This window comes from Pseudomonas sp. VEM90 (genome assembly GCF_054611535.1).
Genome location: NZ_JBTRAR010000008.1, coordinates 1 through 13,871, shown reverse-complemented (window position 1 = coordinate 13,871; position 13,871 = coordinate 1). Strand labels below are relative to the sequence as shown.

Genomic DNA, 13,871 nt, shown 5'->3' with positions numbered 1-13,871 from the left:
CCGGTGCCATAGACCGAGCAGCCTTCTTCGCGGGTGAACCCGCTCCTACAACGGGCTGCGTTAGGCAGAAGTTTATTTTTGGCAGAAAAAAGCGCCGGGCGGTGGCCGCCGGGCGCTTTTGTGGGCTGACCGGGGGATCAGTCGCGGTACAGGATGGCCGAGCCCCACGACAGGCCCACGCCAAAACCACTGATCGCCACGCGCTTCCAGTTGCCATCGAGCATGTGCTTCTGCAGCAGCAGCGGAACGCTGGAGGACACCGTATTGCCGGTTTCCAGCATGTCCTTGACGAACTTCTCCGGGTGTTGCTCTTCAAAGCGTCGCGCCACGGCGTCGACAATCGCCGCACTGCCCTGGTGGATACAGAAGGCGTCGATATCCGACGATTTCAGGTCGCTGGCATCCAGCAGCTCGTGCAGGTGCGCCGGCACTTTGATCAGGGCGAAGTTGAACACCTGGCGGCCATTCATGAAGAATTTGCCGTCGCTGACTTTCAGGTGCTCGGCACCGGAACCGTCAGTGCCGAAACGCGCCTGGCCCAGGTTCCAGACCGCGTTTTCACCCATCCAGGTTGCCGTGGCGGCGTCGCCGAACAGCATGGTGGTGTTACGGTCTTCCGGGTCGACGATCTTCGAATACGGGTCGGCGGTGATCAGCAGGCCGTTCTTCAGGCCTGCCGCTTCCATGAAGCCTTTGATCGCATACAGGCCATACACATAGCCCGAGCAGCCCAGCGACACGTCGAACGCCGCCACGCGGGTAGACAGGCCTAGTTTGCTCTGGACGATGGCTGCGGTGTGCGGCAAGCCTTCTTCGTCGCCGTTCTGGGTGACCACGATCAACGCATCGATCGATTGCGGATCAAGGTCGGGGTTGCTGGCGAACAGCGCCTGAGCGGCTTCTACGCACAGGTCGGAGGTTTCTTGCTCTTCGGCCTTGCGCGGCAGGAACGACGCACCGATCTTGCCGAACATGAACTCTTCGTCCTTGCCGAACTTCGCACCCTGAACGTAGTTGTCCAGGCCAGCGGTGGGCACGTAACTCGCAATGCTTTTGATGCCAATCATTCTGGCTTCCCAATGAAAACAGCCAAAGACCACCACTCGATGAATTGAGGGCGCCAAATACCGGAGCGGTCACCGCCAGGGGTTGTAGGCAGGGCTCGCCTGCGCACCGGTAACAAAATGCTGCAACAGCTGCTGCATAGAATACAGGGAAGATGAGCGTTTTGACTCATTGGTCACATTGAAATGCTACGAAAGCCGTGGCGAGGGTGTGGGGACTGGGGAATTTTTGGAATGACCGGGCGGGCACTGGACCCCGAATGATCAGCTTCGCAGCAGATATCGATGGGGCCGCTTCGCGGCCCTTTCGCGACGCAAGGCCGCTCCCACGAATACGCCACCTTCAGAAGAGAGGAGTACCGGAAATGCCCCAAGAAGCTGGACACCAATCCAACCCTTGGGAGCAGTCCAAATACCCCACCTTCAGGAGAGAGGAGGACCTGTGGGAGCGGCCTTGTGTCGCGATAGGGCTGCGCAGCAGCCCCAGGATCAGGCAGGCAGATCAGAGCTTGTTGAACAGGCTCAGCTGGGAAATACGCGAAAAGGCCAGCTGAGAGGCCTCCAGCATGGCCTGCTGCAAGGTCAGGGTGATGGCTGCCTGCGACATGTCGGTGTTGCCGATGGCGTTCTGGGTGGTCTTGTTGGCCAGCCCCAGGCTGGTGTTCTCCTGGCGTTGAATCTCGAGCGAGTTGCCGCGAGCACCGATCGAGCCACGGGTGATATCGACCTGCTCACGGGCACTGGCCAGGTTTGCAATGGCCGAGGCCGCCGCATCTTTCAAGGCATTCGCCGCGCCAGCACCGGTCACCGGCGTTTCCAGTGCCGCACGCAACTGACTGAGGGTTTCCAGCACGTTCTGGTTCTGGTGGGTATTGGCCGTGACCGCAAACTGGTCGCCTGCCTCCGGCGAACCGGACACCTGGTAGGTTACCCCGGCCACCGTCAACGACGGTGCCGTAAAGGTACCTTTGGCGACCGGCTTGCTGTCGGCCGTCAGCGGCTGGGCATAGAACTCGTATGCGCCCGGCCCCGTGAACTTGATCACCGCGCCATTACTGGGGAACGTACTGCGATAGGCAGCCTCGTCGGTCACGCTGCTGCTGGTGAGCTGGGCGCTGGAGGTGTTGCTGCCGTTACGGGTGGTATTGAACGAGTCCGGGCGTGCTTCCAGGGAGAACTCGCGCCCGCCCACGGCGGCGTCGGCATCGGCACCCTCCTCCAAGGTCACGGTTATCTCGAACTCCACCCCACGCAGGGCAATCTTGTTGGCACCTTCGGTCTTGCTGTCGAAGGTACCGTTGGTAGGCGTTTCCGAGGTGATGTCATTACCGTTGGCGTCAGTGATGGTGTACTGCGTCGCGCTGGTGAAGGTCAGCTTGTAGGGCTGGCCTGCCGTGAAACTGTTGTTGTAGGTGGTGCTCGAGGTCAGCAGGCCAGACGACACCCCGACCACGCTATCGTCAGTCGCCGGCACCAACAGGGTCGACTGGGTACGGCTCTTGTTGCTGGCCGAGTCGAAGATGCTGAAACCGGTGTCGTTGGTAGCCAGGCTCAGGGTATCGGATACCTGCAGGCTCAGTTGGGTCTGGTCGCCGTGGTAGCTATAGGTGCCATCGGAGTTGCGCACATAGGGCGGCGTGGTGCTCTTGGAGCCTCCGAACATGTAGTCGCCGTTGGCATCGCGCGAGTTGAGCAGGCCAAAGATGTTGGCCTCGATCTCTTTCAGCTCGGTGCCGATGGCCACGCGGTCAGAATCGGTCACCCCGGCGCCACCGGCACGGATCGCCAACTCACTGGCACGCTGCATGGCATCGTTGATGGTAGAGAGCACACTCTCTTCCTGCAGCAGCGAGTTGCTCACGGTGTTGATGTTGCCGCTGTACTGGTCCAGCAACGATTGCTGCTGTTGCAGCAGCAGCAGGCGTGCAGCACCGACCGGGTCATCGGCAGCGGTCTGGATACGGATACCCGACGTCACCTGGTCGTTGGTCTTGTTCATGCTGGAGAAGTTCTTGGAGTAGCTACTGGCGCTGGCCTCATAGAACTGAGCAGTGGAAATACGCACGATAGTCTACTCCTTACAAAGCGTTGATCAGGGTGCTGAAGGTTTCTTGCGCCGCCTTGATGATCTGCGAGGACGCCGTGTAGTAATGCTGGAACTTGACCAGGCTGGCCGCTTCGTCATCCAGGTTGACCCCGGACACCGCACTGCGGCTTTCGCTGGCAGACTTGAGCACCGCCTCGGTCGCGGTGCTGTCGATGGACGCCTGGTTCGCCTTTGCACCCACGCGTTCGACCAGCGAGGCGTAGGCCGAAGTGAAGCTGGTACCGCCGCCGGAGCCGGTGTTCACCGTCGACTTGGTCTGCAGGTCGAGCAGTGCCGTGGCGTTACGGTTGTCCGCTTTGCCGTCGGCATTGAACGACAGGGTAAAGCTGTCATTGGCCGCAGGGCTGCCGCCAATGGTGGTCTCGACGGCAAAGGTACGCGGGTTACCGCTACCATCCAGAATCGGGTCGCCAGCCGCATCCAGCATTGGCACGGCGATGGACAGCTTGTTGTCCTGCCCCGGCACCACGCTGCCGGTGCCAATCTGGGTGCCCTTGGCATCGAACAGCTTGTAGCCCTGGGAGCCACCACCGGCGGCGTCGAACACCACGCGCACGGGCATCGAGTCGCGAATCGACTGCTGGATCAGCGCGGTATCGGCACCGCCGTAGATGTCCAGCGCCTCGCTCAGGGTCGGCTGGGTGATGGTGCCAGTACCGCTGTTGCCACTGCCCGAGGTAGCGCTGACGGGCCCAGCGAAGGCCAGCTTGTTGGCATCGGTCAGGGTCGTGGTAATGCTACCGGCAGCTGCACGGGTGGGGATAACCTTGAAGCTGTCGCCGGCCGCCAGGCCGCCGCCTTTCAACGCCAGGCTGAAACCGTCGATCACGGGTGCCGGGTCGGCATTCAGGTCGAAGCTGCCCATGTCGGTGCCGTCCGAGCGGCGCACACTGTACTGGTTGGCGCTGGTGAACTTCACCTCGTAGTCGTAGGTGGTCAACGCACCGCTGTTGGCAATGGTGACATCCAGGTTGCCGGAGCCGGCACTGTTGTTCGACGAGGCCAGGCTGCGCTGGGCAATGGCGGTGGCGCTGTTGATGCTGGAGAACAGCGAGCTGCCGAACTGGCCGTTGGCATCCAGGCCCTGCCCCAGCTGGCCGTTGATGCTGTCGGCAACCACCAGGGCAACGCGACCGAGTTCGTTCATCGACGGCGTCAGCACGTCCTGGCGATAACGCAACAGGCCACCAATGGCGCCACCGGACACCACCGAGGTCACGTCCGAGCTGAACGAGTCATAGTTGATGCGCAGGGCAACCTGGCTCTTGTCAGCCACACCCGGCTCCACCGACAAGGTGTTGGCCTTGGTGCCAGTGACCAGCGACTGGCCACTGCCCAGGTACACATCGTAGTTGCCATCACGCTCCTGCACCGTCACCCCTACCAGCTCATTAAGCTGGCGCACGGCTTCGCTGCGCGCATCCAGCAGGCTGTTGGGGGTGTTACCGGAGGCGCTGGCCGCGGTGATCTGCTTGTTGTACTCGGCAATGTTGGCGGTGAGTTTGTTCACCTGGCCGGCCATGGTGTCGAGCTGGGAGTTGATCGTGGCGTTCTGTTGAGTCAGCTGGGTGCTCACCGCGTTGAAGCGGTTGCTCAGGGTTTGCGCCTGGGTCAGCAGCAACTGGCGCGAGGCAACGTCACCCGGCTTGGCCGCCGCAGTCTGCAGGGCCGAGAAGAATGCGGTAAGGACCGAGCTGATACCGGTATCACGGTCTGCCAGCAGCTTGTCGACACTGGTGATCTGGTCCTGGAACGTCAGCGAGTCTGCCTGCAACGAGGTGGCCGTCTGCAGTTGGTTGTCCAGGTAGGAACTGTAGATGCGACGCACATCCGCCAGCGTGGTCCCGGTACCCAGGAAACCGGCGCCAATGTTGTGCGAAGGCCCCGCCGCCTGAACTGTCTGCTGGCGCGAGTAGCCACTGGTCGCGGCGTTGGCGATGTTGTTACTGGTTACCGACAAGGCAGCCTGGCTGGCACTCAGGCCACTCAGGCCGATGGAAATCAGGCTCGACATGATTTAGTCCTTTTATAAGTTCGTGGTTCTGCCAGCCATGGCGTATTGCGGGGTTGACTGCATTTGCTGGGCAATGCTGATGATCTTCTTCGCATAGCCCGGGTCGGTCGCATAACCTGCCTTTTGCAGCTCTCTTGCAAACTGCTCAGGGTTATCGGCCGCATCCAGCGCACCTTGATAGCGAGAATTGCTCTGCAACAAGGTGACAAGGTCGTGGAAGCTGTCCTGGTACGAGTCGTAGCTGCGGAACGCTGCGGTTTCCTTGACGAACTGGCCGTCGCGGAATTCGCTGGTGATCGCCCGCGCCTGATCGCCTTGCCAGTTGCCAGTGGCTTTGATGCCGAACAGGTTGTGGCTGCTGCTGCCGTCGCTGTTGCGCATCACCGACTTGCCCCAACCGGTTTCCAGCGCGGCCTGGGCCACCAGGTAGCGTGGGTCGATACCAATGCGCTTGGCGGCCTGTTCGGCCATTGGCAGCATGGTGGCGACGAAGGCGTCGCTGTCGGTGAAAGCCTTGTTCGGCGCCAGCGGCGGCTGGGCCACGGCGCGGCCGACAATGCGCAGGCCGTTGTCCGGCACGGCGAAGGCCTTGGCCACTTGCTGGCCGTCACGTGCAGGCACGGCGGCGTTGTTGGCGGTTTCCGCCGATGGCACGATACCGGCCAGGAGGCGGTCGGTGAGCTTGCTGGGCAAGGCCAGGCGCCGCGCGTTGAGTGCTGCAACGTCATTGCGGGTAGCGGACGAGGCCATGGTATGCACCGGCTCCGCCACCTTGTTGCCCCACAATGCCGGGCCACTGCTATCGACGCGCGGGAACGGGCTGGTATTGACCGACGCACTGCGGCCCTTGGTCAGCTGGCGTACCAGCACGTCCTGCAGGCCGATACCGCCACCTTCGCGGGACATGCTTACGGCCAGCTGCTGGTCGTACATGTCGCGGTACTGTTTGACCGTTTCGGTGTTCATCGGGTTGTCGTCGGCCAGCACGTCACTGGCCTTGCGCGAGGCCTTGAGCATTTCACTGATGAACAGCGACTCGAACTCCTGGGCCACCTTGCGCACATTGGCTTCGCTGTCGCGGTCGCCGTGCTTGAGGGCACTCAGGCGGTTAAGGTCGGTATAGGCGCCGCTGTCGGCACTACCGGATACCTGGCTTTTGATATTCATCCGTGCCGTTCTCAGATCACGATCAGGTCGGCCTGCAAGGCACCGGCCTGTTTCAAGGCTTCGAGGATCGCCATCAGGTCGCCGGGCGCTGCGCCCACCTGGTTCACCGCGCGGACGATTTCGTCCAGCGTGGTACCCGGGCCGAACTTGAACATCGGCTTGGCCTCCTGCTCGGCATTGACCCGCGAGCGTGGCACCACGGCAGTCTGGCCATTGGAGAAGGCCCCCGGCTGGCTGACGATCGGGTCTTCGGTAATGGTCACGGTCAGGCTGCCATGGGTTACCGCCGCCGGCGACACCTTGACGTTCTGGCCGATGACGATGGTGCCGGTTCGCGAGTTGATGATGACCTTGGCCACCGCCTGGCCCGGGTCGATTTCGAGATTTTCGAGGATCGACAGATAATCCACACGCTGGCTTGGGTCCATCGGCGCGCTGACCCGTACCGAACCACCATCCACGGCCTGGGCCACGCCAGGGCCGAGCAGGTCGTTGACCTTGTCCACGATGCGCTTGGCGGTCGTGAAGTCAGGGCGATTGAGGTTCAGAGTCAGGGTATTGCCCTGGTTGAAGCCGCTCGGCACCGCACGCTCGACACTGGCACCCCCCGGAATACGGCCAGCCGACGGCACATTGACAGTGATCTTCGAGCCGTCACGGCCCTCGGCGTCAAAGCCGCCCACGACCAGGTTGCCCTGGGCAATGGCGTAGACATTGCCGTCGATACCTTTGAGCGGGGTCATCAACAGGCTGCCGCCGCGCAGGCTCTTCGAGTTACCGATCGACGACACGGTAATGTCCACCACCTGGCCCGGCTTGGCGAACGGTGGCAGGTCGGCGTGCACCGACACTGCGGCAACGTTCTTCAACTGCACGTTGCCGGAACCGGCCGGCACCTTGATGCCGAACTGCGACAGCATGTTGTTGAAGGTTTGCAGGGTGAACGGTGTCTGGGTGGTCTGGTCACCCGTGCCATTGAGGCCCACCACCAGGCCGTAACCAATCAACTGGTTGGAGCGTACGCCAGAGATGCTGGCAATGTCCTTCAGGCGCTCGGCCTGGGCAGCGAAGGCACAGGACAAAAGCAGGGTTGCGGCAATCAGCTGCCTTACGTTGAACATGGTCATCCGTACTCAGAAAGGCCAAAGCGGGCTGATGAAGAAGCGGTCCAGCCACCCGGGCTGGCTGGCATCGGCAAACGAGCCCGTGCCGGAATAGGTGATGCGCGCGTCGGCCACGCGGGTGGACGGCACGGTGTTGTCAGTGGCGATATCGTCAGCGCGGACCATGCCGGCAATGCGCACCAGCTCTTCGCCGGTGTTCAAGGTCAACCACTTCTCGCCGCGCACGGCGATGATGCCGTTGGGCAGCACTTCAGCCACGGTCACGGTAATCGAGCCGGTCAGGGTGTTGCCCTGGGTGGCCTTGCTGTCGCCCTTGGTGGCACGCTCGCCGTTATAACCAGCCTCCAGCGACAGATCACCACCGCCGAACGGATTGTTGGTGTTCGGTGTGCTGCCGAACAGCGAGGTCAGGCCAATATTGGCCGAGCTGTTCTTCTGGATCTGCGAACCTGCGTTCTTGCTGGCCGAGGTTCTCTCGTTGAGGGTGATGGTGATGATGTCCCCCACCCGGAACGCCTTGCGGTCGCTGTACAGGTTCTGCTCGAAACCGGCCTGGTAGATCGAACCGTTGTTGGCCGCTGCCGGCAATGGGGTGCGCGGCAACACCGGCGCGTAGTACGGGTCGTTGGGCCGGGGCGTCGGCGCGACGCAACCTGCCAGCAACACCGCCCCCCCCAGGGCGAAAACGGACAACAGACGATTCATGACGCTTACCTCACGGGTGCAACTGAGTGACAGGGCTTAGAGCTGTTGGGTAACGAACGACAGCATCTTGTCGGCCGTGGAAATGACCTTGGAGTTCATCTCGTAGGCACGCTGGGTGGTGATCATGTTCACCAGCTCTTCCACGGTGCTGACGTTGGAGTTCTCCAGCGTCTGCTGCAGGGTAGTGCCAAAACCGTTCAGGCCTGGGGTGCCGACCTGAGGTGCGCCACTGGCTGCGGTCTCGAGGAACAGGTTGTCGCCGATCGCCTGCAGGCCGGTCGGATTGATGAAGTCGGCGGTCTGGATGTTGCCGATCACCTGTGCAGCCGGATTGCCGGCGGTGGTGATCGACACGGTGCCGTCCTGGCCAACGGTGAAGGTCTGCGCGTCATTAGGCACGACAATCGCAGGCTCCAGGGCGTAGCCGTTGGCGGTAACGATCTGGCCGTCGGAGTTCAGGTGGAAGGTGCCGTCACGGGTGTACGAAACGGTGCCGTCCGGCTGCAGGACCTGGAAGAAACCACGGCCGTTGACTGCCATGTCCAACGGGTTTTCGGTGGTTTGCAGGCTGCCGGCAACGAAGCTCTTCTGGGTGCCCACAATACGTACACCGGTACCGACCTGCAGGCCCGAAGGCAGCTCGCTGTCCTGGGTAGACTGGGCACCAGGCTGGCGCTTGATCTGGTAGAGCAGGTCGGCAAATTCGGCACGATCACGTTTGAAGCCGGTGGTCGAGACGTTGGCCAGGTTGTTGGAAATGACCGTCAGGTTGGTGTCCTGGGCGGACAGGCCGGTTTTAGCGACCCAAAGAGCCGGAAGCATGTAAGTTCTCCTCGTGCGCCTGTTTTACGGCACCCGTTCAAAAGTGATTAGCCGATTTGCAAAACCCGAGCCATGGCTTCGTCGCCTTCCTTGGCCGTGTTCATCATCTTGACGTGCAGTTCGAACTGGCGGGACAGCGCCAGCACCGAGGTCATTTCCTCGACAGCGTTGACATTGCTGCCTTCCACGAAGCCAGCCACCACCCGCACATTGACGTCTGCATCGGCCGGCTGGCCGGATGTGGTATGGATCAGGCCGTCCAGGCCCTTTGTCAGGCCTTTGGTGTCCGGGTTGACCAGTTTGATGCGATCGACCTCGGCCATCACCCGCGGGTCTTCACCCATGGAGCGGATACTGATGGTGCCGTCGGCACCCACTTCCACTTTCTGCTCGGGCGGGATGGCGATCGGGCCACCGTTGCCGATCACTGGCATGCCATTGCCGGCACGCAGCACACCGAGGGCATCGATGTTCAGGCTACCGGTACGCACATAGGCTTCGCTGCCGTCCGGCGCCTGCACGGCGATAAAGCCCTTGCCGGTCACCGCCACGTCAAGGTCGCGGCCGGTTTCGACCAACGGGCCTTCGCTGAAGTCGGTGGCCGGGCGTTCGGTCATGGCGAAGGCGCGCGCCGGAAAGCTGTCGCCGAACACCGGCATCGAACGGGCCTGCTCCAGATCGCGCTGAAAACCGTTGGTGGAAATGTTCGCCAGGTTGTTGGCGTGAGCCTTCTGCGCCAGCGCGTTCTGGCTGGCGCCGGTCATGGCCACATAAAGCAACTTGTCCACAGTTTCTCCTCTGCGCGTAGTTGCCGCGCTGTCACTGGGCTGGTTCAAAGCAATAATCGAACCAAGTCTGAAACACCCGGTTTACGGGGCTTTCAGCGTGGCGAGGGGCAATAACCGTCAGTTTGTCGGCGGATGTTTGCCGCCTGCGGCAAGGGCTTGCTCAATGGGCGCGGCAGGCGGCGTTGTTGTAGGGGCCGGAATGGCGCACCCAGCCTTTGCCCGGGTTGTGGGCCGAGCACAGGTAGCGGCCGGTGACCAGACTTTGCCATTGATAGAACGGGGCGGGGGCGGCAGGGGCCGGCAGAACCAGCACCAGCAAGGGGAACAAGGCCAATAATGACAGCCGCTTCATTAGCACGAACCTTCAAGTTCTTGGGGCCGCGTTGCGACCCCAATTACAGACACCACAGCAAAAACAATCATCAGGTCATCTGAATGATGGTCTGCATGATGGTGCTTTCAGTGGAAATGGTCTTGGCATTGGCCTGGTAGTTGCTCTGCGCCTTGATCAGGTTGACCAGCTCGCCGGTCAGGTCGACGTTGGAGTCTTCCAGCGCACCGCCAGAAATCTGGCCGAGGGTACCGGTGTCCGGGGCACCGATTACCGGTACGCCCGAGGCGTAGGACTCTTTCCAGTTGGTACCGCCAATCGGCGTCAGGCCCTGCAGGTTGGCGAAGTTGGCAATCGCCACCTGGCCGATCACCTTGTCCTTGCCATTGGTGAAGCTGGCAAACAGGTAGCCGTTCTGGTCGATGCTCAGCCCCGACAGCTCACCAGTGGCGAAGCCATCCTGGGTTTTTGCAATTTCTGCGGAGGACGCGTTGTATTGGGTGGCACCCAGCATGTCCAGCTTCACACCGTCCGCGTTGGCGATGGCGCCATTGGCCGACCACTCTCCGGCGGCGTTTTTCTGCGCCGGGATCCAGTCGTTGAGCTGGAAGATCTTGTCTTCGCCAATGCTCAGGCCGCCCGGGACATCACCCGCGATCATTGCGTCCTTGTCCAGCGTACCATCGGACTTGAACGGCACAGCGTTGACCAGCGGCGCGGTGGAAGCCGGATTGGCCGGGTTGCGGCCATCGATAGTGGTGTGCATGGACCAGGTATTGGTCGCGTCGTCCTTGATGAAGTACTGATTCATCTGGTGTTCATTACCCTGGCTGTCGTACACCGGAGTATTGAACGTGAAGTTGTAGGAACTGGCGTTGGTGGGATCAAATGGCGTTACCGACGGGGAGGTCGCGGCCGAGTTCAGGTTGATCTTCTCGGTGATGAGGCTGGTCGGCTTCGGCGTCAGGTTGGAAGTATCGATCTGCAGGTCAGTCAGGATGCCCTGGATGATCTTGCCGTCCTCGCCGACCGCATAACCCTGCAGGTTGGCACCCGAAGCATTCACCACATAACCGGCCTTGTCGCTGTAGAAGGCGCCCGCACGGGTGTAGATCTTCGAGCCGTTGTCGTTCAGGGCAAAGAAGCCGTTGCCATCAATAGCCATGTCCAGCGCCTGGCCGGTGGCGTTGATATTACCTGGCGTGAACAGCTGCGAAACCGCGGCGGTCTTTACCCCGGTGCCGATCACGGTCTTGCCCGCGCTAGTGCCGCGAATGGAGTTGGAGTACTGGTCGGCGAACTCGGCACGCGACGACTTGAAGCCGGTGGTGGCAACGTTGGCAATGTTGTTGCCAGTAACGTTCAGGGCCTTGTTTGCTGCATAGAGGCCGCTAAGGCCGATATTGAAAGACATGTGTAACTCCTGTCGTTTTGCTCAGGCCCTAGATGCCGATGCTTTGGATTTTGGAAAGCGCAACACTGCCCAGCCCGGCCAGGTTGAGCGTCATCTCCGAACCGTTGGTACCCATGGTCACACTGGTAACCGAAGCCGGCAGGTTGGTGGTCATGGCCGTGGCCTTGCCATCGATCGAGGCAGTAGCCTTGAAGGTGTAGGTCCCGGCGGCCGCGACTTCACCGTCATCGTTCAGGCCATCCCAGGTAAAGTCGATGCTGCCACCCTTCTGGGTACCGAGCTCGATGGTGCGCACCAGCTTGTCGTCCTTGTCGTAGATCCCCACCGAGGTGGAGGTACTGGACGACGTCAGGTTGACCGAGCCCTTCATGTCCTTGCTGGTATCGACCACGGCCTTGTCGGTCTGGACAATGACATTGCGCCCGACCAGCGAGGAGGCCTGCAAGGCCTGGGAAGATTGCAGCCCGGCCGCGATGTAGGTCACTGCGTCGTTCAGCGACTGCATGCTTTCCAGGCTGCTGAACTGCGCCAACTGGGCCACGAACTCGCCATTTTCCTGCGGGTCGAGCGGGTTCTGGTTCTGCATCTGGGTAACCAGCAACTGCAGGAACGCGTCCTTGCCCAGCGCACTGCCGGCGGCACCGGTAGAGCTGTCAGTCTTGGACGTCTGCTTCTGCAGCGAGGTCAGGTACGCGCTACCGACGTCCGTGGTGGAATTGGTGGTGGTCATGTCGGCTTCCTATCACTGCCCAAGGGTCAGCACTTTCTGCATCATGCTCTTGGCCGTGTTCATCAGTTCGGCATTGGTCTGAAACGCGCGGCTGGCGGAAATCATGTCAGCCATTTCCTCGACCACGTTGACGTTCGGGTAGTAGACGTAGCCGTCCTTGTTCGCCGCCGGGTGGTTCGGCTCGTAGCGTGCCTCCAGCGTGCTCTGGTCTTCGACGATGCCTTTTACCTGCACGCCCTGCCCTGCCTCGCCCTGGTCTTCGAACAGCGACTGACTGCTGCCGGCCTGGGCATTCTGGAAGGTGGTGGCGAACACCGGGTGGCGGGCGCGATACGTCTGGTCGATGCTCGAAGACACGGTCTCGGCGTTGGCGATGTTGGACGCCACGGTGTTCAGGCGCGTGTTCTGTGCGCTCATGCCGCTACCGGCAATGTTGAAGACACTGGAAAGGGACATGATCATTCTCCCCGCAGGGCGGAAACCAGCCCTTTGAATTTACTGTTGAGCAAGGTGAAGCTGGCCTGGAAGCCAATCGCGTTTTCCGTGTAGTTCGATTGCTCGATCTGCGCATCCACGGTGTTCTGGTCGATCGACGGCTGCAGCGGCGTGCGGTACTTGAGGGTTTCATCGGCCATGGCCAGGCCTTCAGCCTCGATGTGCCGGCTATTGGTGCGGTCAAGGCTGAAGCGGCCACCGCTCTGCTGCTTGTCGCTTTCGGCTGCCAGCACCGAGGCAAAGTCCATGTCACGCGCCTTGTAGTTGGGCGTATCGGCGTTGGCGATGTTGTTGGCCAGCACTTCAGCGCGCTGGGCGCGGAAGCCCAGCGCCTTTTCGTGAATACCAAGCGCCTTGTCGAAGCTGATGCTCATGTCAGGGAAACCTTCAGAGGTTGACCGGAATTTCGTTGAGCAAGGTATAGCAAGGGCTGTGCCAACCACCGTAAAGCCCGTATTTATGGGGTTTGCCGGGAGGGTACTATCAGATTGATGCCAGAAAAGCGGCAAAGGCCTTCCGCCTGAGGTGACAAAAGCGGCAATTGATGGGCGGCAAAAGCGGCAAAACAAAAAATTGACGTCAGTGTTTTCCTGTGCGGGCCTCTTCGCGGGTAAACCCGCTCCTACACGGCGGGCTGTGCCCAACCTCCGGTGTGTGTCCACCACCGATCCGGTGTAGGAGCGGGTTTACCCGCGAATACGGTAGCGGCAGCAACGGTGAACGGCGGGTGGAGATTGGCCAGCAGGGCCGGCCCTTTCGCGGGTGAACCCGCTCCTACACGGCGGGCTGCGTCCAACCTCCGGTGTGTGCCCACCACCAATCTGTGTAGGAACGGGTTTACCCGCGAATACGGTAGCGGCAGCAACGGTGAACGGCGGGTGGAGATTGGCCAGCAGGGCCGGCCCTTTCGCGGGTGAACCCGCTCCTACACGGCGGGCTGCGCCCAACCTCCGGTGTGTGCCCACCACCAATCTGTGTAGGAGCGGGTTTACCCGCGAATACGGTAGCGGCAGCAACGGTGAACGGCGGGTGGAGATTGGCCAGCAGGGCCGGCCCTTTCGCGGGTAAACCCGCTCCTACACGGCGGGCTGTGTCCAACCTCCGGTGTGT

13 protein-coding genes are annotated in these 13,871 nt (G+C 61.5%); all 13 read right to left on the bottom strand.

The window, feature by feature from the left end; translation table 11 throughout:
- Window positions 1-137 precede the first annotated feature (137 nt).
- On the bottom strand, window positions 138-1,067 hold the full coding sequence (locus ACYCCG_RS09850) for a ketoacyl-ACP synthase III (protein WP_176685394.1): 930 nt from the start codon (window positions 1,065-1,067) through the stop codon (window positions 138-140).
- 499 nt (window positions 1,068-1,566) lie between these two features.
- Entirely contained in the window at window positions 1,567-3,129 is a 1,563-nt protein-coding gene (locus ACYCCG_RS09845) for a flagellar hook-associated protein 3 (RefSeq protein ID WP_401100063.1), read from the bottom strand.
- 13 nt (window positions 3,130-3,142) lie between these two features.
- Window positions 3,143-5,185, bottom strand: a complete 2,043-nt coding sequence (gene flgK, locus ACYCCG_RS09840) for a flagellar hook-associated protein FlgK (protein WP_252458837.1) — start codon at window positions 5,183-5,185, stop codon at window positions 3,143-3,145.
- 12 nt (window positions 5,186-5,197) lie between these two features.
- On the bottom strand, window positions 5,198-6,352 hold the full coding sequence (gene flgJ, locus ACYCCG_RS09835) for a flagellar assembly peptidoglycan hydrolase FlgJ (protein WP_252458838.1): 1,155 nt from the start codon (window positions 6,350-6,352) through the stop codon (window positions 5,198-5,200).
- 11 nt (window positions 6,353-6,363) lie between these two features.
- On the bottom strand, window positions 6,364-7,473 hold the full coding sequence (locus ACYCCG_RS09830; protein WP_370844649.1) for a flagellar basal body P-ring protein FlgI: 1,110 nt from the start codon (window positions 7,471-7,473) through the stop codon (window positions 6,364-6,366).
- 12 nt (window positions 7,474-7,485) lie between these two features.
- Complete coding sequence (gene flgH / locus ACYCCG_RS09825) at window positions 7,486-8,181, bottom strand: flagellar basal body L-ring protein FlgH (protein WP_103462191.1); 696 nt, start codon at window positions 8,179-8,181, stop codon at window positions 7,486-7,488.
- A 36-nt stretch (window positions 8,182-8,217) separates the two neighbouring features.
- Complete coding sequence (flgG, locus tag ACYCCG_RS09820) at window positions 8,218-9,003, bottom strand: flagellar basal-body rod protein FlgG (RefSeq protein ID WP_459670225.1); 786 nt, start codon at window positions 9,001-9,003, stop codon at window positions 8,218-8,220.
- 47 nt (window positions 9,004-9,050) lie between these two features.
- Window positions 9,051-9,791 carry a flagellar basal-body rod protein FlgF gene (gene flgF, locus ACYCCG_RS09815; RefSeq protein WP_103462189.1) on the bottom strand — a complete coding sequence of 247 codons (741 nt, stop codon included), beginning with the start codon at window positions 9,789-9,791 and terminating at the stop codon, window positions 9,051-9,053.
- A 160-nt stretch (window positions 9,792-9,951) separates the two neighbouring features.
- A complete protein-coding gene (locus ACYCCG_RS09810; protein ID WP_003254464.1) occupies window positions 9,952-10,143 on the bottom strand; it encodes a hypothetical protein in 192 nt (63 codons plus the stop codon).
- 70 nt (window positions 10,144-10,213) lie between these two features.
- Window positions 10,214-11,536, bottom strand: coding sequence for a flagellar hook protein FlgE (gene flgE, locus ACYCCG_RS09805; protein ID WP_103462188.1), 1,323 nt, complete (start codon window positions 11,534-11,536; stop codon window positions 10,214-10,216).
- 28 nt (window positions 11,537-11,564) lie between these two features.
- A complete protein-coding gene (gene flgD, locus ACYCCG_RS09800; RefSeq protein WP_103462187.1) occupies window positions 11,565-12,266 on the bottom strand; it encodes a flagellar hook assembly protein FlgD in 702 nt (233 codons plus the stop codon).
- A 12-nt stretch (window positions 12,267-12,278) separates the two neighbouring features.
- Window positions 12,279-12,722 (bottom strand): flagellar basal body rod protein FlgC, encoded by a 444-nt coding sequence (gene flgC, locus ACYCCG_RS09795; RefSeq protein ID WP_012051596.1) that lies wholly within the window; start codon window positions 12,720-12,722, stop codon window positions 12,279-12,281.
- 2 nt (window positions 12,723-12,724) lie between these two features.
- The gene (flgB, locus tag ACYCCG_RS09790) at window positions 12,725-13,135 is read right to left on the bottom strand and encodes a flagellar basal body rod protein FlgB (RefSeq protein WP_021785151.1); all 411 of its coding nucleotides are present in this window, start codon (window positions 13,133-13,135) and stop codon (window positions 12,725-12,727) included.
- Between the last annotated feature and the right edge of the window lie 736 nt (window positions 13,136-13,871).

What these genes read in the sequence shown, in the direction of transcription:
- flgB (WP_021785151.1), bottom strand. Translation starts at nt 13,135, where the DNA reads ATGAGCATCAGCTTCGACAAGGCGCTTGGTATTCACGAAAAGGCGCTG.
- flgH (WP_103462191.1), bottom strand. Translation starts at nt 8,181, where the DNA reads ATGAATCGTCTGTTGTCCGTTTTCGCCCTGGGGGGGGCGGTGTTGCTG.
- flgJ (WP_252458838.1), bottom strand. Translation starts at nt 6,352, where the DNA reads ATGAATATCAAAAGCCAGGTATCCGGTAGTGCCGACAGCGGCGCCTAT.
- flgG (WP_459670225.1), bottom strand. Translation starts at nt 9,003, where the DNA reads ATGCTTCCGGCTCTTTGGGTCGCTAAAACCGGCCTGTCCGCCCAGGAC.
- flgD (WP_103462187.1), bottom strand. Translation starts at nt 12,266, where the DNA reads ATGACCACCACCAATTCCACCACGGACGTCGGTAGCGCGTACCTGACC.
- flgC (WP_012051596.1), bottom strand. Translation starts at nt 12,722, where the DNA reads ATGTCCCTTTCCAGTGTCTTCAACATTGCCGGTAGCGGCATGAGCGCA.
- ACYCCG_RS09850 (WP_176685394.1), bottom strand. Translation starts at nt 1,067, where the DNA reads ATGATTGGCATCAAAAGCATTGCGAGTTACGTGCCCACCGCTGGCCTG.
- flgK (WP_252458837.1), bottom strand. Translation starts at nt 5,185, where the DNA reads ATGTCGAGCCTGATTTCCATCGGCCTGAGTGGCCTGAGTGCCAGCCAG.
- ACYCCG_RS09810 (WP_003254464.1), bottom strand. Translation starts at nt 10,143, where the DNA reads ATGAAGCGGCTGTCATTATTGGCCTTGTTCCCCTTGCTGGTGCTGGTT.
- flgE (WP_103462188.1), bottom strand. Translation starts at nt 11,536, where the DNA reads ATGTCTTTCAATATCGGCCTTAGCGGCCTCTATGCAGCAAACAAGGCC.
- ACYCCG_RS09830 (WP_370844649.1), bottom strand. Translation starts at nt 7,473, where the DNA reads ATGTTCAACGTAAGGCAGCTGATTGCCGCAACCCTGCTTTTGTCCTGT.